Source organism: Massilia sp. ZL223, assembly GCF_018119395.1.
Classification (GTDB): Bacteria; Pseudomonadota; Gammaproteobacteria; order Burkholderiales; family Burkholderiaceae_D; genus Telluria.
Genome location: NZ_JAGPWD010000001.1, coordinates 264,723 through 288,277, shown reverse-complemented (window position 1 = coordinate 288,277; position 23,555 = coordinate 264,723). Strand labels below are relative to the sequence as shown.

General features: G+C 63.9%; 21 protein-coding genes. 15 read left to right on the top strand and 6 right to left on the bottom strand.

Translation table 11 applies throughout. The features are described from left to right. Positions 1 to 76: 76 nt before the first annotated feature. From KBW95_RS01270 to KBW95_RS24845, 3 genes are all read left to right on the top strand, one after another. Positions 77 to 976, top strand: coding sequence for a LysR family transcriptional regulator (locus KBW95_RS01270; protein WP_211527308.1), 900 nt, complete (start codon positions 77 to 79; stop codon positions 974 to 976). 471 nt (positions 977 to 1,447) lie between these two features. Then, complete coding sequence (locus KBW95_RS01265; protein ID WP_211527307.1) at positions 1,448 to 3,178, top strand: hypothetical protein; 1,731 nt, start codon at positions 1,448 to 1,450, stop codon at positions 3,176 to 3,178. 170 nt (positions 3,179 to 3,348) lie between these two features. Then, positions 3,349 to 4,053: a hypothetical protein gene (locus KBW95_RS24845; protein ID WP_373888735.1), complete on the top strand. Its 705-nt coding sequence runs from the start codon at positions 3,349 to 3,351 to the stop codon at positions 4,051 to 4,053. Positions 4,054 to 4,442: 389 nt separating this feature from the next. Here KBW95_RS24845 and KBW95_RS01255 read toward each other — a convergent pair whose 3' ends face one another. Beyond that, on the bottom strand, positions 4,443 to 5,612 hold the full coding sequence (locus KBW95_RS01255; RefSeq protein WP_211527305.1) for a UxaA family hydrolase: 1,170 nt from the start codon (positions 5,610 to 5,612) through the stop codon (positions 4,443 to 4,445). Positions 5,613 to 5,672: 60 nt separating this feature from the next. Then, entirely contained in the window at positions 5,673 to 5,954 is a 282-nt protein-coding gene (locus KBW95_RS01250) for a UxaA family hydrolase (protein ID WP_020653945.1), read from the bottom strand. A gap of 230 nt (positions 5,955 to 6,184) precedes the next feature. Between KBW95_RS01250 and pyrC the strand changes: the two genes are divergently transcribed. The 4 genes from pyrC to KBW95_RS01230 are packed head-to-tail and all read left to right on the top strand — an operon-like array spanning position 6,185 to position 9,420. Beyond that, positions 6,185 to 7,234 carry a dihydroorotase gene (gene pyrC, locus KBW95_RS01245; protein ID WP_211525933.1) on the top strand — a complete coding sequence of 350 codons (1,050 nt, stop codon included), beginning with the start codon at positions 6,185 to 6,187 and terminating at the stop codon, positions 7,232 to 7,234. A gap of 7 nt (positions 7,235 to 7,241) precedes the next feature. Then, on the top strand, positions 7,242 to 8,054 hold the full coding sequence (locus KBW95_RS01240; protein ID WP_211527304.1) for a DUF3025 domain-containing protein: 813 nt from the start codon (positions 7,242 to 7,244) through the stop codon (positions 8,052 to 8,054). Continuing rightward, a complete protein-coding gene (locus KBW95_RS01235) occupies positions 8,047 to 9,039 on the top strand; it encodes a Gfo/Idh/MocA family protein (protein WP_211527303.1) in 993 nt (330 codons plus the stop codon). The genes KBW95_RS01240 and KBW95_RS01235 overlap by 8 nt, the downstream gene beginning before the upstream one ends. A 12-nt stretch (positions 9,040 to 9,051) precedes the next feature. After that, positions 9,052 to 9,420: a glyoxalase superfamily protein gene (locus tag KBW95_RS01230; protein WP_211527302.1), complete on the top strand. Its 369-nt coding sequence runs from the start codon at positions 9,052 to 9,054 to the stop codon at positions 9,418 to 9,420. A 101-nt stretch (positions 9,421 to 9,521) separates the two neighbouring features. Here KBW95_RS01230 and recG read toward each other — a convergent pair whose 3' ends face one another. After that, positions 9,522 to 11,582 (bottom strand): ATP-dependent DNA helicase RecG, encoded by a 2,061-nt coding sequence (recG, locus tag KBW95_RS01225; RefSeq protein ID WP_211527301.1) that lies wholly within the window; start codon positions 11,580 to 11,582, stop codon positions 9,522 to 9,524. A gap of 105 nt (positions 11,583 to 11,687) precedes the next feature. Here recG and queA point away from each other — a divergent pair, with 105 nt between their 5' ends. The 5 genes from queA (at position 11,688) to secF (ending at position 17,497) form a co-directional block, all read left to right on the top strand. Next, a complete protein-coding gene (gene queA / locus KBW95_RS01220; RefSeq protein WP_211527300.1) occupies positions 11,688 to 12,710 on the top strand; it encodes a tRNA preQ1(34) S-adenosylmethionine ribosyltransferase-isomerase QueA in 1,023 nt (340 codons plus the stop codon). 8 nt (positions 12,711 to 12,718) lie between these two features. Further along, on the top strand, positions 12,719 to 13,858 hold the full coding sequence (tgt, locus tag KBW95_RS01215; protein WP_211525943.1) for a tRNA guanosine(34) transglycosylase Tgt: 1,140 nt from the start codon (positions 12,719 to 12,721) through the stop codon (positions 13,856 to 13,858). A 340-nt stretch (positions 13,859 to 14,198) separates the two neighbouring features. After that, entirely contained in the window at positions 14,199 to 14,531 is a 333-nt protein-coding gene (gene yajC / locus KBW95_RS01210; protein ID WP_211527299.1) for a preprotein translocase subunit YajC, read from the top strand. A gap of 51 nt (positions 14,532 to 14,582) precedes the next feature. Next, positions 14,583 to 16,472: a protein translocase subunit SecD gene (gene secD, locus KBW95_RS01205; protein ID WP_211527298.1), complete on the top strand. Its 1,890-nt coding sequence runs from the start codon at positions 14,583 to 14,585 to the stop codon at positions 16,470 to 16,472. A gap of 2 nt (positions 16,473 to 16,474) precedes the next feature. Further along, positions 16,475 to 17,497: a protein translocase subunit SecF gene (secF, locus tag KBW95_RS01200; protein ID WP_211525946.1), complete on the top strand. Its 1,023-nt coding sequence runs from the start codon at positions 16,475 to 16,477 to the stop codon at positions 17,495 to 17,497. 588 nt (positions 17,498 to 18,085) lie between these two features. Here the strand turns inward: secF and KBW95_RS01195 are convergent. From KBW95_RS01195 to KBW95_RS01185, 3 genes are all read right to left on the bottom strand, one after another. Next, positions 18,086 to 18,919, bottom strand: a complete 834-nt coding sequence (locus tag KBW95_RS01195) for an HDOD domain-containing protein (protein ID WP_211526561.1) — start codon at positions 18,917 to 18,919, stop codon at positions 18,086 to 18,088. 79 nt (positions 18,920 to 18,998) lie between these two features. Further along, entirely contained in the window at positions 18,999 to 19,280 is a 282-nt protein-coding gene (locus tag KBW95_RS01190; RefSeq protein ID WP_211526562.1) for a hypothetical protein, read from the bottom strand. Beyond that, positions 19,277 to 19,756: a MarR family winged helix-turn-helix transcriptional regulator gene (locus tag KBW95_RS01185; RefSeq protein WP_211526563.1), complete on the bottom strand. Its 480-nt coding sequence runs from the start codon at positions 19,754 to 19,756 to the stop codon at positions 19,277 to 19,279. The genes KBW95_RS01190 and KBW95_RS01185 overlap by 4 nt, the downstream gene beginning before the upstream one ends. Positions 19,757 to 19,892: 136 nt before the next feature. On the opposite strand from KBW95_RS01185, the gene KBW95_RS01180 reads away from it, so the two are divergent. From KBW95_RS01180 to KBW95_RS01170, 3 genes are all read left to right on the top strand, one after another. Next, entirely contained in the window at positions 19,893 to 20,834 is a 942-nt protein-coding gene (locus tag KBW95_RS01180) for a GlxA family transcriptional regulator (protein WP_211526564.1), read from the top strand. A 356-nt stretch (positions 20,835 to 21,190) separates the two neighbouring features. Further along, entirely contained in the window at positions 21,191 to 22,432 is a 1,242-nt protein-coding gene (astC, locus tag KBW95_RS01175; RefSeq protein WP_211526565.1) for an acetylornithine/succinylornithine family transaminase, read from the top strand. Between the two features lie 94 nt (positions 22,433 to 22,526). Then, on the top strand, positions 22,527 to 23,555 hold the full coding sequence (locus KBW95_RS01170) for an arginine N-succinyltransferase (protein ID WP_211526566.1): 1,029 nt from the start codon (positions 22,527 to 22,529) through the stop codon (positions 23,553 to 23,555).

Here is a 23,555-nt window from a genome sequence, read left to right as displayed (position 1 = left end):
AAATAAAGCTAATCTTTATTTGTACGAGGTAAAGTAATTCTTTACTATTCCTGTATCGATCATCCCGCTGCGACCCATGGCCTCGATCCGCAATTTCAAGACCTTCCTCGCCGTCGCCAGGCACGGCAGCTTCGCCGCCGCCGGCAAGGAGATCGGCTTGACCGCCGCGGCGGTCGGCCTGCAGATGCGGGCGCTGGAGGAGGAGCTGGACCAGGTGCTGTTCGACCGCGGCCCGCGCTCGGTGGTGCTGAACACGGCGGGACGCAAGGCGGTGCCGCAGATCGAGGACCTGCTGGCGCGTTTCGAGGCCCTGGCCGGTTCCGACAGCCATGACGAGTTGTCCGGCAGGGTGGTGATGGGCGCCCTGGTGTCGGCGCTGATGGGTTCTTTTGCCGACGCACTGTGGACCATCAAGCGGCAGCATCCGGCGCTGAAGGTCCAGCTGTTCGGCGGCCTGTCGGCTGACTTCGTGGTGCAGGTGGAGCGCGGCGAACTCGACGCCGCGATCGTCACCCAGCCGCCGCGCGCGCTGGCGTCGAGCCTGGTGTGGACCCCGCTGTATCACGAACCGATGGTGCTGATCGTCCCGCGCCGGCCGCACTTCGACCTGCCCGACAAGCCGCTCGACGTGCTGCGCGAAGCGCCCTTCATCCGCTTCGACCGCCATACCTGGACCGGGAGCCTGGTGAAGGATGTGCTGGACGAATGCGGCGTGGGTGCGCGCGAGGAACTCGAGCTGAACTCGGTGGAGGCGATCATCGAGATCGTCCGCCAGGGCTTCGGTGTGTCGATCGTGCCCCAGCTGGCCAATGTGCGCTGGGAACAGGACGAGGGGCTCAGGGTGGTTCGGCTGCGCGGCGTGACTGTCGAGCGCTGCGTGGGGATGGTGGAGAGGACGCGCCATAGCCGCATGGCGTTCACGGCGGCGATCAAGGAATACTTCGCGGACAGGCCGGTCCGGGCTGGGCAGGCTTGACACGCCTGGCGATTCCCGTCCCTTGCCCTTAGAGCAAGCACTCCGTACACTGAGCCATTGCGACCGTCCGCTGCCGGCCTATTGTGTTGAAAATGTCTGACGGCAACTTTTACAGCGAAATTTCGGTGGCATCAACAGTCCAACTGACCAACGTTCGTGCCATGAAGTCCGTTCGGCACAGTCGAATTACCGATCTTTCGTTTTCGGCCGACACTAGAACCGAGTTTTTCAACACAATAGGTCGGATCCGCCCCTTCGTGACAGTCTTCGATTTTCGCCCCTGGCGACCTGCTATGCTGAGCTCAATGCCGAGATCGGCCAGGAGCGGTCATTCATCTGCCAGGACATGCGCTGGTCCGATCAGGTACTTGGGAATAGGCGATGTTCGGCACTGCCTGGCGAAGCTACCCAAACCATTGGCGGAACGATCCACATCACATTTTCTCTCCTAATCAATCTTGGGCTCGCCACATGAGGCATTTGCTGTCGTCGTTCTTCAGTTTCATTCGCCGTTATGTCCTGCTGTTCATCGGGATTGTGCTCATGCTTTTATGCGGAAGGTGGATTCATGACGAGTGGCGGCAGGTGCGCAGCTTTATCGACGAGTTGCCGTTGCTTGAGCGCGCGGAGCTCAACGTCAACCTGTACAAGTCGACGTTGAGCTCCACGATTGTTCTTGAAGCGCAGCGACTGGCGACGATGCCGCTGGACCGTTTGGAAGCGGAGATTCGGTCTCTTGACAGCGTCATCCTGCGTCTTGAGCAGACGCAGGATGACTTGTCCATCGTATCGGTTCTCCGCAGTGGAATGGACGCAATGCCTGCGCGGCTGGAACGAGCAGCGCTCCATGGAATCGAACTCGATTTGCGGCGCCAGGAACGTGCTTATCTTGCCGCGTCGCGCGCTCGTCTCGATGTCGTAGTCCACCGCGAAAAGGCCAGGCGCAATCTTGAAAATCTCCGTCTCGCTTATCTACGTGCGTTCACGGAGCAAGAAGAGGCAAAAAGCAAACTTCGGCGCGCCCTAGCGGATCGTCGATGGATCGACCGCGTGTACTCTGGCTCGGCAGTCAACACGCTGGTGCGTGAACGTGAGGCCGAGGTTTCCACTCTCAAAACACGGGCTGATGCAGCGTTGGCGCGCTTTCGCAAGCAGAAGCAACTAGTCGACCAGCTGCCTCAAGCGCCAGCCATTGCGCAGCCGCTAATCGATGAACAACGCTTGATTGCTGCTGCCACACCGCTCCATCAGCGAGCAGCACGCGCTAGAACTCTCGCCGCGCGAAGTATTGCGTGGCAAGCTTACCAAGCCGTGAAACCAGTACTTGGTACGGCTGTCTGGTTGCTCGTGGCCTGGCTGGTGGTGCCATTTTCCATCCGGGCCGTCTTTTACTTTCTGCTGGCACCTCTGGCCGCACGCGCGCGTCCGATCGTCATTGCGAGGAAGCAGGAGAGCGAAGCGTTCAGTTTTGGGTCGCCCGACCCGATCGACGGGGGAGGTCCGCTGATATCCGCCGTGTCGAAACGAGTCGTTCTTGCGCCCGGAGATGAAATGATGATCCGACCAGCTTACTGCCAGAGCCAGCCCGAGCATGTCGACGTTAAGACGAAAGTACTTTTTGACTGGTCATATTGGCTGCCGAGTATTGCGGCCCGCTTATGGATGCTAAATCGATTATCAACACACCGGCCGGCTGACATCGTGATCTCGTCAACTGTCAATGCGCTTGAGGAAGTAGCATTGCTCGAGATCCCCGCCGGGGCGTCCTTCGTCCTGCAGGTTCGCGGAATGATCGGCGTCGTCTATCAGCGCGGGCGGCGACCCAAGATCCGCAGCCACTGGAAGCTGAGAACATTGCATGCGTGGATGACACTTCAACTGCGCTACTTGTCGTTCGAAGGCCCCTGCACCTTGATCGTGAAAGGCTGCCGCGGCGTCCGACTCGAGAATGTCGGGACCGGGCGTATGATCAGCCAGGACGCGACTCTCGGGTTCAGCGCCAACACTGTCTACTCCACCGTTCGGATGAAGCCGTTTATTCCGTATATTCTTGGCAGGCGCGCTCTGCTGAACGACAAATTCGCAGGAGAAAATGCGTATTGCCTTTATGAAGAGATCCCAAGGGGCGGCGGCCCGATTTACCAGAATCGTAACTCTCTGGAAGCCTTATTCGATGCGGGCCTGAAAGCTTTTGGGATCTGATGCCCCCCGGGGGCCGCCAACTTAGAAAGCTGAGATTACGGTCTTCGTGAGCATTTCCTTGAGCGCTTAGGTCTGCTACGGGTCGGAAGGCGCCGGCCACGTAGGGCAGCCGTCGGCCAGACGCGGCCATCGGCCGCATAATAGATCGGAAGTTTTGTCGTCGTAAAATAATGTTGGACCGCTGCGCGTTCCTGCAGCCAAGTACTTTCAAGTTAGGCATCATGAACACGTCAAAGCTCTATTCGTACGTGGTGGACCACGATCACGGTTTCGCGCCCAACCCGTCCGGGATGTACTGCACGCTGGTGCATTGCAAATTTGCGAAGCGCGGCCGCAAGCGGAATTTGGTCGAGATGGCCAATGTGGGCGACTGGGTCCTCGGAACCGGGGGACAGAGCTCAGACAGCGCTGGCAACGGACGCATCATTTATTTGATGCGTGTGGACGAGAAGCTGGACTTCGGTCGCTACCTGCGGGATACGCGCTTCGCAGGGAGGTTGGATCATTCTGATGAGGGGCAAGGGAACAAGTTCGCCCTGGTCTCGCGCCATTTTTTCTACTTTGGGCGTGAAGCCGTTGGACTATCCGAGCTTCCCTCGAGCTTGCGCAGTGCTGGCCTGGAGAAGCGCGGTCCCGGATTCCGGTCGGATCTACCGGGCCCTCTTGTGCAAGAACTCGTTAGCTGGTTCGAGAGAACGTTTGAACCTGGAAGACATGGCGAGGCCTGTTCTCCATTGTCACCAGCTTACGTTGAGGCGATTCGCCGGCGGAGTGTTCCCGGTGCCGGGTCTAAGTGCGTGCCCTTGCAGCCGTCCAGAGAAGCTGAATGCATTAGGTCGCGGAAGGCGGCCCTATGCCGCAAGGTGTGCGACTGATGGGTTCAGATGTTGCAGCCTGAATGCGAAGCGAAGGCGAACTTCCGCTTTGGGTCGAAACCTGCCGTAGGCTGGACGGCGGCAATCGACCAAGAGTGGGCATAGGCGCACGAGATGAAACTATGAAAAATACAAGCGTGTTGCGGACGCGCGCCCGGTAGCCAACGACGTCTTGGCGGGCTCGATAGGCATTGAGAGAGGAGCTGACATCCACCAGGGGTTCCTTTCGCTTGCCTCATTCTTCCTCTGTTGGAGGCAAGTCGAAGATCTTGTTGGGCGTCCTTGGGAGGGAAGCATAGCGGCACGCGCGCTGGCAAAATGGAAACGCCGTCCCCGCCGCCGTACGCGGCGAGGACGGTATTCAGTCGCCCTGCAGGAGCAGGCGGACCTTATGCGCTTTCGTACAAGCGGGTCAGCACGAACTCGCGGTGGCCCAGCGCTTCGGCTGCCGTCAGGCGGCCGTTGGCGGTGCGCAGCATGCACTCGAGCAGCTTGTCGCCCGCGCCATCCATGTTGATTTCGCGCTGCAGCAGGCCCGAGGTGTCGACGTCGATGTGCTCTTCCATCACGCGCACCGTTTTCGGGTTGGCGCAGATCTTGATGACGGGGACGATCGGGTTGCCGATCACGTTGCCCTGGCCGGTCGGGAAGAAGTGCACCGCATAGCCCGAGGCTGCGCACAGGGTCACCATCTCGGCGGCGGCCGAGGACGAGTCCATGAACCACAGTCCCGGACCGGTCGGGGTCTCGGCCTTGTCCAGCACCCCGTCGACACGGCATTTCTTGCCGATCTTCTGGATATTACCCAGCGCCTTTTCCTCGATCGTGGTCAGGCCGCCCGCGATATTGCCCTTGGTCGGCTGCGAATCGGACAGGTCCGAGGTCTTGTAGCGGTTGATCATGTCCTGGTAGCGGTTGAACATGGTCATGAACTTTTCCTTGACGTCCGGCGTGGCGCAGCGCGCGGCCACCAGGTGCTCGCCGCCCGTCAGTTCCGAGGTTTCGCCGAACACCAGGGTCGCGCCCAGGCCGTACAGCTTGTCGAAGGCATTGCCCACCGTCGGGTTGGCGCCGCAGCCGGAGGTGGTGTCGGACTCGCCGCACTTGGTCGAGACCCACAGGTCGCTGATCGGGCATTCCTCGCGCTGCTTTTCGGACGCCCACTGCACCATCTGGCGCGCCGCCTTCGAGGCGCGGTAGATCGTGTCGTGGTCGCCATGGCCCTCGATCGCGAAGCCCTGTACCGGCTTGCCGGTCTTGGCGATGCCGTCGACGATGAGCTGGGTCCACTGCGGCTCGATGCCGATCACGATCACGGCCGCCACGTTCGGATTGGCGCCGGTACCGATCATGGTGCGGAAGTGCAGCTCGAGGTCGGCGCCGAACTGCAGGCGGCCGTAGGGGTGGGGCAGGGCCATGGTGCCCTTGATGTTGTTGGCCACGGCCTCGGCGGCGGCGTTGGAAATATCGTCGACCGGCAGCACGATGACGTGGTTGCGCACGCCGACGCGGCCGTTTTCGCGGCGGTAGCCGAGGAAGGTGGTGTCCTGGTTGATCATGGGGTGTCTCCGTTCAATTCGCAGTTCGGTATTCGATGATGGCCGGGAAGGCAATGCGGCTTACCAGCGCTTGGTCTTGACGTTATGGACATGCAGGTGTTCGCCGGCCGCGATCGGGGCCACCACCTTGCCGATGTCGACGCCGTACTTCATCACCGTGTCCCCCGGCTGCAGCGCGTTCAGCGCGATCTTGTGGCCGATCGGGATATCGCTGACGGTGCGCACCTCGACCACCCGGTCCTGCTCCATCACCCAGCCGTTGAGCGTTGCGCCGGACTTCACACCCTCGACCACGACCGTACCGACCGAGTCACCATCTTCGTGCACCACAAAATGAATCATGTCTGTCTCCTTGTTCGTCCATCCAGGTTTGTTGGAACGTGAATCCATGCTAATCCACGAACTCATACGTGTCAACCACATCATCTATATGAATCGAGAAAAAAGTTTTCGGCTTTCCCGGCAAGAAATAGGGGTGTCATTAATGCAATTCACGGCATGGCGCCGCGCAAGCGCGTAACCCGGATGGCCGCTGCGGGTAAAATGTCGGCATCCGCAATCCGAGAACCGCCATGTCCACCATCGATACCCCAGATTCCATCACCATCGTCCGTCCCGACGACTGGCACCTGCACGTGCGCGACGGCGCCGCCATGGCCAGCGTGCTGCCGCACAGCGCGCGCCAGTTCGGCCGCGCGATCATCATGCCGAACCTGAAGCCGCCGGTCACCACGACCGCCGAGGCGCTGGCCTACCGCGAGCGCATCCTGGCCGCGATTCCGGAGGGCGTCCAGTTCGAGCCGCTGATGACCCTGTACCTGACCGACAATACGGACCCGGACGAGATCCGCCGCGCCCAGGACACCGGCTTCATCCACGCGGTCAAGCTCTACCCGGCCGGCGCCACCACCAACTCGGCGGCGGGCGTGACCGACCTGAAGAAGTGCTACAAGACCCTGGAAATGATGCAGGAAGTGGGCATGCCGCTGCTGGTGCACGGCGAAGTCACCGATCCCGAGATCGACATCTTCGACCGCGAAGCCGTGTTCATCGAGCGCGTGATGCGCCCGCTGCGCCGTGACATGCCGACCTTGAGCGTCGTGTTCGAGCACATCACCACCAAGGACGCGGCCCAGTACGTGGCCGAGGCCGAAGGCCCGATCGCGGCGACCATCACCGCCCATCACCTGCTCTACAATCGCAACGAGATCTTCCGCGGCGGCATCCGTCCGCACTATTACTGCCTGCCGGTGCTCAAGCGCGAGGAACACCGCCTGGCGCTGGTGACCGCCGCCACCAGCGGCGACGAGCGCTTCTTCCTCGGCACCGACTCGGCGCCGCACGCCGTGCACACCAAGTACGCCGCCTGCGGCTGCGCCGGCTGCTACACCGCGCTGCACGCGATGGAGATGTACACCGAAGCCTTCGCCCAGGCCGGCGCGCTCGACAAGCTCGAAGCCTTCGCCAGCCTGAACGGCCCGGCCTTCTACGGCCTGCCGCGCAACGAAGGCACCATCACCCTCAAGCGCGAAGCCTGGACCCTGCCGGAAAGCGTGGCGATGGGCGAACACCAGCTGGTGCCGCTGAACGCCGGCGAAACCATCAACTGGAAGATGGTGTAAATCCTTCATGCTGGCGCAGATCGACTGGGCGCGTCCGTGGTACGACGCGGTGCGCCCGGCCTTCGAACGGCTGGCGCTCGAAGGCGAGGACTTTTTGGACGCCTTCAACCGCAATGCGCAGGCGCTCGGCCTGCGCAACCACGCCGGCCTGCCGCTGCGCTTCGTACCCCAGGCCGCGCTCCCCGAAGGCAGCGCCTATGAGGAATTCATCGGCGCCACCGGGCAGGTGCCCTCGCGCGACAACCTGCACGATTTCTTCAACGGGCTGGTGTGGCAGACCTTCCCGCTCATCAAGCGCGAACTGAACGCCCTTCAGGCGGCCCAGATCGCGCAGGACGGCGTCGGCAAGTCGCGCGGTCCCGCGCGCGACGCGGCCACCATCTTCGACGAGAACGCCGCCTTGCTGGTGGTGCGCGAGGACGAAGCCGGACGCGCGCTGGTCGACGACCTGCGCGGCCACCGCTGGCTGGACGCCCTGTTTCACAAGCGCGCCATGTTCGGTCGCGACGCCCAGGTCTGGCTGTTCGGCCACGCGCTGATGGAAAAGCTGGTCGCACCGCGCAAGGCGATCACGGCGCATGTGCGCGTGGTGTTCGCCGATGATGCCTTCTTCGCACTCGGCCATGAGGCGCGGCGCGCCTGGCTGGACGAACATGTGGCTGACCAACTGGTCCGCGAAGGCTTGAGCACCGCCGCCTTCACGCCGCTGCAGGCGCTGGGTGTGCCGGGCTGGTGGCCGGGCCAGGACGCCGAATTTTATCTGGATACGACCGTATTCCGTCCCAAGCGGGCGGATCGACAAGGAGTACACAATGGCTGACGCAGTACGCTGGGGCATACTCGGCACCGGAAAGATCGCCAAGGCCTTCGCCAACGCATTGAAGGACGTGCCGGACGCCGTGCTGGCCGCCGTCGCGTCGCGCAGCCTGGACAAGGCCCAGGCCTTCGCCGGGGAGTTCGGCGCCGCTGCCGCCTTCGGCTCCTACGAGGAACTGGCGGCGGCGGACGGCATCGACCTGGTGTATATCGGCACCCCGCACCCGCAGCACGCGGACAACGCCCTGATGGCCCTGCGCGCCGGCAAGGGCGTGCTGTGCGAAAAGCCGTTCGCCATGAACCTGCGCGAAGCCGAGCAGATGGTCACCCTGGCGCGCTCGAAGCGCCTGTTCATGATGGAAGCGATGTGGACGCGCTACCTGCCGGCCTTCCTGGAGACCAAACGCATCGTCGAATCGGGCGAGATCGGCAAGGTGAGCCAGGTGGTGGCCGACTTCGGCTTCACTGCCAGCTTTGGGCCGGAGCACCGCGTGTTCAACCCCGAGCTGGGCGGCGGCGCGCTGCTCGACCTGGGCATCTACCCGCTGTCGATTGCGGCGGCGCTGCTCGGTCCAGTGGAAGAGATCAAGGCCCAGGCCGTGATGGGACCGACCGGCGTGGACGTACAGACCGGCTTCACGCTCAAGCATGCGGGCGGCGGCATGTCGGTGTGCAGCTGCTCCTTCCTGGCGCGCACGCCTTGCGAGCTGACCGTATCGGGCGAGAAGGGCAGCGTGCGCATGAACACCATGTTCCACCGCGCGAAGACGGTGACCGTTACCCTGGAAGACGGCAGGTCGCGCACCATCGACACGCCTTACCTCGGCAACGGCTACGTGCATGAAGTGATCGAGGCGCAGCGCTGCTGGCGCGAAGGGCTGATCGAAAGCCCGTCGATGAAGATGGAAGAGACCCTGGCGCTGATGGGCGTGATGGACGAGATCCGCCGCCAGATCGGATTGACCTACAAGGCGGACCAGGCACGTTAAAGGAGAGCCGGCATGCAGCTGACGAAGGCTACACCCATCCTGCGTATCTTCGACGAACGCAAGGCGCGCGAGTTCTATGTCGATTTCCTCGGCTTCCAGGTCGACTGGGAGCACCGCTTCGAGCCGGACCTGCCGCTGTACCTGCAGGTGTCGCGCGGCGAACTCGTGCTGCACCTGAGCGAGCATCATGGCGACTGCTGTCCGGGCGCGGCGATGCGCATCGAGACCAGCGACATCGACGCGCTGCACGCCGAGCTGGCGGGCAAGCGCTACGGCTATGCGCGGCCGCAGGTCGAGGAGATGCCCTGGGGCTCGCGCGATATGTCGGTCAAGGATCCTTTCGGCAACCGGCTGACCTTCACCAGCGCGATCAGTACGTAGGGTTGCAGCTTAGGTCGGCGTAGGGTGGACGGGTTTCCCGTCCACGCGTCCAGCGCATACATTCCCACCGGCGCCGGTATCGCCCCATGGGGCCGCCAACCCTACGCCTTCAGGAATTCCTCGCGTCCACCCAGCCAGCGCGTCAGGTGGGCATCCACGATCGCCATGTTCTCCGGCGTCTCGTGCTGCAGCAGATGCTGCGCCACGTCCCGCGCCCGCTCCACCAGCCACTGGTCGGTCTCCAGATCCGCAAAGCGCAGCATCGCCTGGCCCGACTGGCGCGCGCCTAAAAATTCGCCCGGTCCACGGATCTCCAGGTCGCGCCGCGCGATCTCGAAGCCGTCGGTGGTCTCGCGCATGGTCATCAGGCGCTGCTTGGCCACCTGGCCCAGCGGGCTCTGATACAGCAGCAGGCACACCGATGCCGCCGATCCCCGTCCCACACGCCCGCGCAGCTGGTGCAGCTGCGACAGACCGAAGCGCTCCGCATGCTCGATCACCATCAGCGAGGCATTCGGCACGTCCACGCCCACCTCGATCACGGTGGTCGCCACCAGCACGTGCACCTCGCCGGCCGAGAAGGCATCCATCACCACCTGCTTCTCAAGCGGCTTCATGCGCCCATGCACCAGGCCCACCTGCAAATCCGGCAGGGCCTCGGCCAGTGTCTCGTAGGTCTCGGTCGCGGTCTGCAGCTGCAAGGCTTCGGATTCCTCGATCAGCGGGCAGACCCAGTAGACCTGCCGTCCTTCCAGCGCCGCCGCGTGCACGCGCTCGATCACTTCGTCGCGCCGGTTCTGGTCGATGGCGCGCGTGACGATGGGGCTGCGGCCGGGAGGCAGCTCGTCGATCACCGACACTTCCAGGTCGGCGTAATACGTCATCGCCAGGGTGCGCGGGATCGGCGTGGCCGACATCATGAGCTGGTGCGGCACCAGGCCGTCGCTGCCCTTGTTGCGCAGGGTGAGGCGCTGGCCGACGCCGAAGCGGTGCTGCTCGTCGACGATCACCAGGCCCAGTTTCGCGAACTGCACCGTGTCCTGGATCAGCGCGTGGGTGCCGATGACCAGCTGCGCCTCGCCCGATTCGATCAGCTCGTTGGCGGCCGTCTTTTCCTTTTTCTTCAGGCTGCCGGTCAGCCACGCGACCTTCACCCCCAGCGGCTCCATCCACGAGGCGATCTTGCGGAAGTGCTGTTCGGCCAGGATCTCGGTCGGCGCCATCAGCGCCGCCTGGTAGCCGCTGTCGATGGCCTGTGCCGCCGCCAGCGCCGACACCACGGTCTTGCCGCTCCCGACATCGCCCTGCAGCAGGCGCTGCATAGGATAGCCTTCGCGCAGGTCGGCGCGGATTTCCTTGACCACGCGCTGCTGGGCGTTGGTCAGCTTGAAGGGCAGGGCCTGCAAAAAGGCTTCCGACAGGGCGCCCACCGCGCGCAGGTGGGGCGCGCCTTTCTCGCGCCGCGCCTGCTGCGCACGCTTCAGGGACAGCTGCTGGGCCAGCAGCTCGTCGAACTTCATGCGCTCCCAGGCCGGGTGCGAGCGTTCGATCAGGGCGTGTTCGTCGACGTCCTTGGGCGGGTAGTGCAGCAGCTTGACCGCTGGCGCGAAGTCCATCAGGCGCATGCGCGCGCGGATCGCTTCCGGAACGGTGTCGGTCCAGTCGATGCGGCGCATGGCGTCGGCGATGGCGCGCCGCAGGATGGTCTGCGACAGGCCCTCGCCCGAGGGATAGACCGGGGTGAGGGAAGTCGGCAGGGGCGCGCCTTCGTTGACGACCTTGTACGTCGGGTGCACCATTTCGGCGCCGAAGAAACCGTGCTTGAGTTCGCCACGCGCCCGCACCCTCACGCCTTCGGACAATTGCTTGACCTGGCTGCCGTAGAAATTCATGAAGCGCAGCATCAGGTCGCCCGAGTCGTCCTGGATCGTCACCAGCAGCTGGCGGCGCGGCTTGTAGGTAATTTCATTTTTGATCACAATCCCTTCGACCTGCCAGGTTTGCAGGCCGCGCATGCAGGCTTCGCGGATCGTGACGATCTTCGTCTCGTCCTCGTAGCGCATCGGCAGGTGCAGCACCAGGTCCATATCGGTGCGCAGCCCCAGCCGGGCTAGCTTGCTTTCTGTCGTTTTCGGGGCGGAAGGGGTCTTGGAAGCGGGCATATTGCGGCAAATTGGCGTTCGCTGGCGTAAAATAGAGGGTTCGCCGCACGCGCTGTAGCCTATATTGTAAGGCTGGCAGCGTCCATTTTCCCAGAATTGAGAACAATGTACTCGCTTTCCGATTTCGACTTCGACCTGCCGCCCGAGCGCATCGCCCAGCTGCCGCTGCCGGACCGCAGTGCGTCGCGCCTCCTGCAGCTCGATGGCGACCAGATCACCGACCGCCATTTCGCCGACATCGTCGACCAGCTCCAGCCGGGCGACCTGCTGGTGATGAACAATACGCGCGTGCTGAAGGCGCGCTTCTTCGGCGTCAAGGAAACCGGCGGCCAGGTCGAGGTGCTGGTCGAGCGCGTGCTCGACAACCGCACCGTGCTGGCCCAGGTGCGCGCCTCCAAGTCGCCCAAGCCGGGCAACCGCATCCGCCTGGCCGACGCTTTCGACGTCACCACCGGCGAGCGCGCGGGCGAATTCTTCACCCTGCACTTCGAAGGCGACGTGTTCGACCTGATCGAGGCCCATGGCCGCCTGCCGCTGCCGCCCTACATCGAGCACACCGCCGACGAATTCGACGAGCAGCGCTACCAGACCGTGTATTCGAAGGAGCCGGGCGCCGTCGCCGCGCCGACCGCCGGCCTGCACTTCGACCAGCCGCTGCTGGACCGCCTGGCCGCCAAGGGCATCAAGCTGGCCTATGTCACCCTGCACGTGGGCGCGGGCACCTTCCAGCCGGTGCGCGTGGAGAACCTGCAAGAGCACAAGATGCACACCGAGTGGTACACGATCCCGCAAGAGACCGTGGACGCGGTGCGCGCCGCCAGGGCGGCGGGCCGCGACGTGGTGGCGGTGGGCACGACCTCGCTGCGCGCGCTGGAATCGGCCTCGCAGTCCGGCGAACTGGCTGCGGGCAGCGGCGACACGGCGCTGTTCATCACCCCCGGCTATGTGTTCAAGACCGTGACGCGCCTGATCACCAACTTCCACCTGCCCAAGTCGACCCTGATGATGCTGGTGTCGGCCTTCGCCGGCTACCACGAGATCCGCAAGGCCTATGCCCACGCGATCGCCAACGAATACCGTTTCTTCAGCTATGGCGACGCCATGCTGCTGACGACTCACTCCCGTTAAGAATACCGATGCTCGAATTTACCCTCCTGAAGAAAGACACCAGCGGCCTGTCGCACGCGCGCCGCGGCCGCTTGAAGCTCAACCACGGCACCATCGAAACCCCGATCTTCATGCCGGTCGGGACCTACGGCTCGGTCAAGGCGATGTCGCCGGTCGAGCTGAAGGAAGTGGGCTCGCAAATCATCCTCGGTAATACCTTCCACCTGTGGCTGCGCCCGGGCGTGGACGTGATGAACAAATTCGGCGGCCTGCACCAGTTCATGGGCTGGGACAAGCCGATCCTGACCGACTCGGGCGGCTTCCAGGTGTTCTCGCTGGGCGCGATGCGCAAGATCACGGAAGAGGGCGTGAAGTTCGCCTCGCCGATCGACGGCTCGCGCCAGTTCCTGTCGCCGGAGATCTCGATGCAGATCCAGCGCGCGCTGAACTCGGACATCGTGATGCAGTTCGACGAATGCACCCCGTACGAGATCGACGGCCGTCCGGCCACCGCCGAGGAGGCGGCCAAGTCGATGCGCATGTCGCTGCGCTGGGCCCAGCGCTCGATGAACGAATTCAAGGGCGGCGAGAACCCGAACGCGCTGTTCGGCATCGTCCAGGGCGGCATGTACGAGCATCTGCGCGACGAGTCGCTGGCGGGGCTGGAAGACATCGACTTCCCGGGCCTGGCGATCGGCGGCCTGTCGGTGGGCGAGCCGAAGGAAGACATGCAGCGCATCCTGGCCCACGTGGGCCCGCGCCTGCCCGAGAACAAGCCGCACTACCTGATGGGCGTGGGCACGCCGGAAGACCTGGTGGAGGGCGTGGCCAACGGCGTCGACATGTTCGACTGCGTGATGCCGACCCGGAACGCGCGCAACGGCTGGCTGTTTACCCGCTTCGGCGACGTCAAGATCAAGAATGCGCGCTACAAGGACGACAAGGCGCCGCTGGACGAGAGCTGCGACTGCTACTGCTGCAAGAACTTCTCGCGCGCCTACCTGCACCACCTGCACCGCTCGAACGAGATCCTGGGGGCGCGGCTGAATACCATCCACAACCTGCATTTCTACCTGAAGCTGATGCAGGAGATGCGCGACGCGATCGACCAGGACCAGTTCCACGCCTTCCGCCTGAAGTTCGCGGCAGACCGCGCGCGGGGTGTATAAGAGGCAGGCCGCCACCCTTACTCTCCTCACCTAGCCGCAAAACCGTCATCCCGGCGCAGGCCGGGATCCAAGTCCCCAGCAAACCACTGAGCTCAAGCGCAGTGGGTAAGCGAACAAACTTGGATCCCGGCCTTCGCCGGGATGACGTTTTTATACGTACTGGGAGGAGAAAGGGGCGGCGACTTCGGTCAAATGTGTTTACGCGGCACCCAGAAATTAATTTTCCATCAACACTTGCAATTCTTTTTTGCAAGTCCTACATACCTCCAGATTGGCCCGCGCCAGTAAGCCGGTGCTAGAATACACCGCTTATTTTTTTAACTTCACAATCGGAGTTCTTGTGTTCATTTCCAACGCGTACGCGCAAACTGCCACCGCAGCCGACCCTGGCCTGATGGGCAGCCTGACTACCTTCCTGCCGCTGATCCTGATGTTCGTGGTCATGTACTTCCTCATGATCCGTCCTCAGCAGAAGCGCCAGCGCGAACTCAAGGCGATGATGGACGCGCTGACCAAGGGCGACGAAGTCGTGACCGCTGGCGGCATCGTGGGCCGCGTCAACAAGGTCACCGACACCTACGTGGCGATCGAAGTGGCAGCCGGCACCGAGATCATGGTGCAGAAGAACGCAGTAACCACCCTGCTGCCGAAAGGCACCCTGAAAGCCCTGTAAGCCAGCCGTGCGGCCCCGCGCCGCACTGCTCAACATGAATGCCGGAACACTATGAACCGCTATCCCGTCTGGAAATACTTACTGATCGCCATCGCGCTGCTGCTCGGCGCGCTGTACACGGCGCCTAACTACTTCGGCGAATCGCCGGCGTTGCAGGTGACGTCGGGCCGGTCGACCATCAACGTCACCAGCGCCACCACCACCCTGGTCGAGGATGCGCTCAAGCGCGCCGGCATTCCCACCACCGCCACCAGCCTCGAAGGCAGCGGCCACAGCACCTCGGTGCGCGCGCGCTTCGCCGGCACCGACGAGCAGTTCCGCGCCAAGCTCGCGCTCGAACGCGACCTGAACCGCGATCCGGCCAACCCCGATTACATCGTCACCGTCAACCTGGTGAAGAACACCCCGGCCTGGATGCAGAAGATCAACGCGCTGCCGATGAACCTGGGCCTGGACCTGCGCGGCGGCGTGCACTTCCTGCTGCAGGTCGATACCCGCGCCGTGCTCGACACCAAGGTCAAGGGCATCCAGGCCAGCGTACGCAGCCAGCTGCGCGACAACAACGTGCGCCACGCCGGCATCGAACGCGTGGGCAATAACATCGAAGTGCGTTTCCGCGACGCCGAAACCCGCGTCGCCGCGCGCAACGTCCTGGCCAAGCAGACCGACCTGACCCTGGCCGAGGCCGCCGACGGCGCCGACCTCAAGCTGGTCGTCACGCTCAAGCCGGAAGCGCTCAAGCGCACCGTGGAAGAGGGCGTGAAGCAGAACATCGTCACCCTGTCCAAGCGCATCAATGAACTGGGCACCACCGAACCGATCATCCAGCAGCAGGGCGCCGACCGCATCGTGGTCCAGCTGCCGGGCGTGCAGGACGTGGCGCGCGCCAAGGACATCATCGGCCGCACCGCCACCCTCGAGCTGCGCATGGTCGACTCCAGCGTGACCCCGGGCACCGAACTGTCGGCCGCCATCCCCCTGAACTCGGAACTGTTCACCGAAGGCCGCGGCGCCCCGATCGTCGTCTCGAAAGACGTGATCCTGACCGGCGACTACATCTCCAGCGCCGTCGCCAGCTTCGACCAGAACCAGCAGCCGGCCGTGTCGCTCGACCTGAACGGCGACGGCGGCCGCATCATCCGCCAGGCGACCCGCGACAACGTCGGCAAGCGCATGGCCATCCTGCTGAAGGAAAAGGGCAAGTACAGCGTGCTGTCGGCCCCGACCATCCAGAGCGAACTGGGTTCGACCTTCCAGATCACCAACATGGGCACTTCGGAAGACGCGAACGAGCTGGCGCTGCTGCTGCGCTCGGGCGCCCTGTCGGCCCCGATGGAATTCATCGAGGAACGCGTGATCGGCCCGCAGCTGGGCGCCGAGAACATCGAGCGCGGCCTGCACTCGACCGTCTGGGGCTTCGTGGCGATCGCGATCTTCATGATCCTCTACTACCACCTGGTCGGCTTCTTCAGCGCGCTGGCGCTGGCGGCCAACGTGCTGTTCCTGCTGGCGATCCTGTCGATGATGCAGATCACCCTGACCCTGCCGGGTATCGCCGCGATCGCGCTGGCGCTCGGTATGGCGATCGACGCGAACGTGCTGATCAACGAGCGCATCCGCGAGGAACTGCGCGCGGGCCAGCCGCCGCAGGCGGCGATCTCGGCCGGCTTCAAGCACGCCTGGGACACGATCTTCGACTCCAACGTCACCACCCTGATCGTGGGCCTGGCGCTGCTGGTGTTCGGTTCGGGCGCGGTGCGCGGCTTCGCCGTGGTGCACTGCCTGGGCATCCTGACCTCGATGTTCTCGGCGGTGTTCGTGGCGCGCGGCTTCGTCAACGCCTGGTACGGCCGCAAGAAGAAGCTGACCAAGATGTCGATCGGCACCGTGTGGGCGGAAGGCCTGGCCTCGCCTAACAAGAAACAAGCTACTCAGGATTAACGATGGAATTTTTCAAGATCAAACGGGACATCCCGTTCATGCGTCACGCCCTGATCCTCAACGTGATCTCGGCGCTGACCTTCCTGGCGGCGGTGTTCTTCCTGGCGACCAAGGGGCTGCATTACTCGGTGGAGTTCACCGGCGGCACCGTGATGGAGCTGCGTTACCCGCACGCGGCCGACCAGGAGAAGATCCGCACTACGCTGCGCGGCATCGGCTACGAAGCGCCTGAAGTGCAGAGCTTCGGCACCGCCCAGGACATCATGCTGCGCCTGCCGATCGTGCAGGGCGCGCCGGCGGCCGGCACCTCGGCCAAGGTGTTCAACGCGGTCTGCGCCTCCGAGCAGGGTACGCCGAAGCAGTTCCAGACCACCAGCGCCAAGGGCGAGCAGGTCAGCCGCACCAGCTGCGTGGATGCGGCCGGCAAGGAACTGGTCAGCCTGCAGCGCGTGGAATTCGTCGGTCCGCAGGTCGGCGACGAGCTGGCGCAGAACGGCCTGAACGCGCTGCTGATGGTGGTGTTCGGCGTGGTCGCCTACCTCGCGATCCGCTTCGAGTGGAAGTTCGCGGTCGCGGCCATCCTCGCGAACCTGCACGACGTGGTCATCATCCTGGGCTTCTTCGCCTTCTTCCAGTGGGAGTTCTCGCTCACGGTGCTGGCGGCGATCCTGGCGGTGCTGGGCTACTCGGTCAACGAATCGGTCGTGATCTTCGACCGTATCCGCGAGATGTTCCGCAAGCAGCGCAAGATGACGGTGACCCAGGTGATCGACCATGCGATCACCAGCACCATCTCGCGTACCATCATCACCCACGGTTCGACCCAGATGATGGTGCTGTCGATGCTGTTCTTCGGCGGCCATGCGCTGCACTACTTCGCCATCGCGCTGACCATCGGCATCTGCTTCGGTATCTATTCGTCGGTGTTCGTGGCCGCGGCGATCGCCATGTGGCTGGGCGTGAAGCGCGAAGACCTGATCAAGCCGGTCAAGGAAAAGGACGAGACCGACGGCGCCGTGGTCTGATTCCGAACTTTCCTATAGAAAATGCCGCCCAGCTTCGCTGCGGCGGCATTTTTATTGATCCATCCTGGTATGGATGAGAACCTGGGGATTTGTGTGCGACAGCGCACAGATCCCTTGCTAGCCCAAACTTATAGTGGACTCGTCTCTTTCAGGACATCCCTAGTTTTGGACTTTGCCCGCTCCGCAAGAGCGGGCATTTTTTTGTCCGGCGCCTCGACTATTGGCCGAACGCGTCTCCGATATATTCGTTCAGTTTGAAGACAACTATTTGACTGCTGTTGCCCGTAGAAGAGCATTGAGAAGGATGAAAAATAATTCCGCAGTGTGAAACACCGCACGGAGCATTCCCCAAGGGCGACCTATACTGAACTTGTCTCTTTCAGGACATCCCTAGTTTTGGACTTCACCCGCTCCCTCCTCGGAGCGGGTTTTTTTTCGCCTGATTGCGCAGAAGGTAGAAGAAACATACGCAATGTGAAGCAGCGCACGGAACGAAGGCTGTCGAACCCGTAAAGTGGACCTGTCTCTTTCAGGACATCCCTAGTTTTGGACTTTGCCCGCTTTTTAAGCGGGCATTTTTTTTGCTGCTTACATCAGCGCGGCGGTCAGGCTCTGCACTTCCTCGGCCGACTCCTCGAGCACTTGGGCCAGGGTGCCGGCGCCGATGGTGAAATCGATGGTGGCCGCGCTCTCGGGCGTGGTGGCGCCGGGGCGTTCGAGCAGGGGAGAGGCCACGGGCGTCAGGTCCTTGGCCAGCAGCAGGGTATCGCCGAGGGTCTCGGGCGGCAGGGCGCGCATGCCGTTCCACAGCGCTTCGATGGCGCCCATCACGGCCACCGGTACGCCGAGCTTGAGCAGCACGCCGCGGCCGATGGCCACTTCGCCGTGTTCGATCCACTCGTCCGCGCCGCCGTCCAGCAGGCCGGGATAGCTTTCCGCACGCGACAACAGGTAGAAACCGCCCACTTCGTGGACGATTCCGGCGAACATGGCCGTTTCCGGGTCGACGAAGGAGACGCGGCGCGCGATCACCTGGGCCAGCGCCGCCACGTGGGCCGAATGGGTCCACAGCTGGTCGGCCTTGGCGCGCAGGGCGGGGTCCTGGATCTCGCTGGCCAGCTGGCGCACGATGACGGAGGCCGCCAGCGCGCCCAGGGTGCGGAAACCGACGCGCTGGACGGCCGCGCGCACATTGGTGACATCGTTGCCGGAGCGGTTGTAGGCGACGGAATTGGCGATGGCGACGGTACGCGCCGCCAGCAGCGGCTCGGCCTGGACCAGGCGCGCCGCGTCGTCGATGTGGAAGTCGGGCTCGCCCAGCGCGCGCTGCAGCTTGAGCGTCGCGTTGACGCTGGTGGGGAAGCTCAGTTCGCCGCGCCCGGCCTCGGCGGCGATGCTCTTGAGTGCGGAGAGTCTGTCCATCGAAAAATTATACCCCTATCGCCATGGAAGACTGCCGAAAATTTTCCCTGCGGCATCTTTTTGCCACAGGGAAGGAGCATCAGGGTTCGCTGAAGATGGCGTCGCAGCCGTCCTTCGGCTCTTCGGTGTCCTGGAGTTCGTCGACCAGGCCCAGGTCGAACAATTCCTCGACCGCGTTCATGAAGCTGTTCAGCTTGGTCGCGCCGATGAGGCGGTAGATCTCGCCGGTCTCGTTGCGCACGCCGATCAGCATCTTTTCCTGTTTGACTTCATCCAGCGGGGCGACGTCGAGCAGCAGGTTGCCGATGATGTGCTTGTCGAAATGGGCAGGCTTCTTGCCTTCGATCAGGGAAGTTTTCAAGGGGAGTCCTTTAGTTGGGAAGGTAAGAGGGGCAGGCCGTCGGCATGGCTGCCCTGCGCGATGCTGGCGCGCAGGGTCGAGAGCGCCGCATCGAGGGCGTCGAAGTCGGCTTCGCTATAGGCCGAGAATAATTGTTTTCCATGGGCGACCACCTTGGGGAACACTTCGCAGAATACCCGATCCCCGGCTGGCGTGAGCCGTACGAAAAAGGAACGCTTGTCGTCCGTGCTGCGTTCGCGCATCACCAAGCCTTTGTGTTCGAGGCGTTCGATGACGCCGGTCAAGGTGCCCTTGGTGATCAGGGTCCGTTCGCCCAGCTCCTTGTAGCTCATGCCGGTGGTGTTGCCGAGCGTGGCGATGATGTCGAACTGGGCATGGGTCAGGCCGTGACGGCGTACCGATTCGCCCGAAAAGCGTTCGAAGCCCTGCATGCACTCGGCCAGCAGCCGGACGCTCTTTAAGTATCGTTCCCCCATGGAGAAGATTATAGCCGCCCGACCATGGTTTGCTTGCCAGGTTGTCACCGCCGGGGCCGCTACGGTGATCTCCGGTATGATAGTGGACTACGTTTTGTTTGCCCGGTTTTCTTCATGACACCGCCGACCCACCCCGATGCAGCCTGTTGACCTGTCCCGCCTGGCACAGGAGCGCCCCTTGCGCGTCCTGCTGGTCAATGCCGGCGAGCCGGATGCGCTGACCTGGTCGGCGCTGGTCCAGCCGCTGCGCCTGGCCGCCAAGGCGATGGGGCCGGAGCGGCTGCACGTCGACGTGCGCAGTCCCGACAAGTTCGTCGGCGACGCCCAGCGCCACTGGCACCTGGTGCTGCTGGTGGCGGACGAGTCCGAGGCGGCGCTCAAGCCCGCCAACTGCCGCGCCCTGATCGAACGCTGCCGCGCCGCGCCGTTCTGGGGCGGGGTGGGGGCGGGCGTGCTGTGGCTGGCCGACGCCGGCGCCTTGCACGGCGTGCGCACCGCGCTGCCTTGGGCGCTCTACCCGGACGTGAATGCGCTGGCCGAGCAGGCGCTGTTCACCCCCCATCTCTACGAGTTCGACGCCAACCGCCTGACCTGCTGCGGCGGGGCGGCCAGCCTCGACTTCGCGCTGACCCTGGTGGAGCTGCTGTGCGGCGCCACGGTGCAGGCCCAGGTCAAGGAAAGCCTGTGCGTGGACCGGGTGCGCGGGCCGGACGAGCGCCAGCGCGTGGCCTTGCAGGCGCGCTTCGGCGCCTTGCAGCCCAAGCTGACCGAGGCGGTGGCGCTGATGGAGGCGAATATCGAAGAGCCGCTGTCGACCGACGAGATCGCGCAGCTGTCGGGGATTTCGCGCAGGCAGCTGGAGAGGCTGTTCAAGCAGTACCTGGGTAGCTTGCCGTCGCGGTATTACCTCGAACTACGCTTGAAGCGGGCCAGGCAGCTGCTGCTGGATACCAATCACTCGATCGTTCAGGTGGGGCTGATGTGCGGGTTTTCGTCGGGCTCGCATTTTTCGACGGCGTTTGGGGCGCTGTTTGGGAATACGCCGCGGGAAGAGCGGCAGCGCAAGTTGGGGCAGTAAGTACTTCCTAACCGCGAAACTTGCATAGTTGCAGCATTTCACCCGCCTCTAGCCTAAAAACCGTCATCCCGGCGAAGGCCGGGACCCAAGTTCGCCCGCGTACCGGTCACGCGTGCATTCTCACTGTGCAAGGGAATTGGATCCCGGCCTACGCCGGGATGACGGTTTATAGGCCAGCAATTGTCGGGAAGCTAACGCTTTTCTCCCAGCGACGGCCCCCCATGTTGCTCCCCGACCAAAAATGAAAATCCCCGTCGCACTTCTGCAAGAACTTGTCAGACTGCGTTTCTATAATGGCTCGAACCTGCGGGATCCTGCCCGCGCTAACCCTTACATGATTGGATGAGGAAGAAGCCATGAACGCAAAGCTTGATTCGGGTGTCACCACGCGGCCTGTCACTCGGCAGACCTTCGACGAAGTCCTCGTCCCGACCTACGCCCCGGCCGCGATGGTGCCGGTGCGCGCTGCGGGCCTGGACGTGTGGGACCAGGAAGGCAAGCAATACCTGGACTTCACCTCCGGCATCGCCGTCTCGAGCCTCGGCCACGCCAACCCGGCCCTGGTCGACGCCCTGACCAAGCAGATCAACACCCTCTGGCACCTCGGCAACGGCTACACCAACGAGCCGGTGCTGCGCCTGGCCACGGCCCTGACCGAAGCCACCTTCGCCGACCGCGCCTTCTTCTGCAACTCGGGCGCCGAAGCCAATGAAGCGGCCCTGAAGCTGGCCCGCAAGTACGCGCACACCAAGTTCGGCCCGCACAAGTCGCGCATCGTGTCCTGCCTGTCGTCCTTCCACGGCCGCACCCTGTTCACCGTCTCGGTGGGCGGCCAGCCGAAGTACACCGAAGGCTTCGAGCCGCTGCCGCAGGACATCAACCACATCCCCTACAACGACATCGAAGCCGCACGCGCCGCCATCACCGACGACGTGGCCGCCGTGATCGTCGAGCCGATCCAGGGCGAGGGCGGCGTCATCCCGGGCAATCCGGAATACCTGAAGGCCCTGCGCGAGTTCTGCGACAAGACCGGTGCGCTGCTGGTGTTCGACGAAGTCCAGTCGGGCGTGGGCCGCACCGGCTCGCTGTACGCCTACATGCAGGTCGGCGTCACCCCGGACATCCTGACCTCGGCCAAGGCCCTGGGCAACGGCTACCCGATCGGCGCCATGCTGACCACCAACGAGATCGCCCAGCACTTCGGCGTCGGCTCGCACGGCACCACCTACGGCGGCAATCCGCTGGCGGCCACCGTCGGCCTGAAGGTCGTCGAGACCATCGGCCAGCCGGCCTTCCTGGAGCGCGTCAAGGAAGCCACCGCCAAGATCATGGGCAACCTGGAAAAGCTGGCTGCCGACTATCCGCAGCTGTTCGGCAAGGCGCGCGGCATGGGCCTGCTGATCGGCCTGCCGATGGCGGAAGGCTACAAGGGCCGCGCCAAGGACTACACCAAGGCCGCCGAGAAGCTCGGCCTGATGCTGCTGATCGCAGGCCCGGACGTGGTGCGCCTGGCGCCGGCCCTGGTCGTCTCCGACGCCCAGATCGCGGAAGCGGACCGCATCATGCGCGAAGCCGCCGACGCCTTCATCGCAGGCTAAGCCGCCGCCCGGTTCCGGCCGGCCCGCCTGTCCAAGGGCGCGCCGGCCGGTGCATGTTTCTGGCATCTCCACTGCACCTGGTTAGGGAGTTCACATGTATGTTGTCCGTCCGGTAGAAGTCGCGGATATCGGCGCCCTCGAGGCGATGGCCGCGGCCTCGATGCCCGGCGTGCACACGCTGCCGCGCACGCGCGAAGGCATCCATGCCTTCGTCGAGCGTTCCATCGCCTCGTTCGCCGCCCACGTCGACATTCCGAGCGAGGAGTCCTACCTGTTCGTGCTCGAAGACCTGCGCACGCGCGAGGTCGTCGGCACCGCCGCCATCCATGCGTCGGCAGGCTCGAACGGCACCTATTTCGCGTTCCGCAACGACGTCATCCAGCAGGTCTCGCGCGACCTGAATATCAGCCACAGCGTGCATGCGCTGACCCTGTGCTCGGAGCTGACCGCCTATTCCCAGCTGTCCGGCTTCTACCTGCGCGACCGCGACAACGCGGGCATCGAGGCCGCGCTACTGTCGCGCGCCCGCCTGCTGTACGCGGTGCTGGCGCCGCACCGCTTCGGCGACCGCTTCTTCGTGCCGCTGGCCGGCCGCACCGATCCTGACGGCCAGTCGGCCTTCTGGAACGCCCTGGGCCGCAAGTTCTTCAAGATGGACTTCCTGGACGCCGAGCGCGTCATCGGCGGCGCCCGCAACCGCACCCTGATCGTCGAGCTGATGCCGCACTATCCGGTCTATGTGCCGCTGCTGCCGGGCGACGCCCAGGCCGCGATGGGCCAGATCCACCCGAGCGGCCAGCTGGCCTTCAACTTGCTGACGCAGGAAGGCTTCGAGGCCGACGAATACATCGACATCTTCGACGGCGGCCCGATCCTGCAGGCGCACAAGGGCTCGCTGCGCTCCTTCAGCGGCTCGCAGGTCCGGCGCGTGGAAACCGCCGGTCCGGCCGCCGCGCCGGAATCGCTGGTGAACTACGCCGTGGCCAGCACCGAACAGCACTTCCGCGCCGTCACCGTGGCCTGCCCGCCGGCCGAGACCAGCCAGGTCGTGTGCCTGCCGCGCGAAGCCCAGCAGGCGCTCGGCGTGACGCAGGGCGACAACGTCATCTGCGTGCGCATCTAG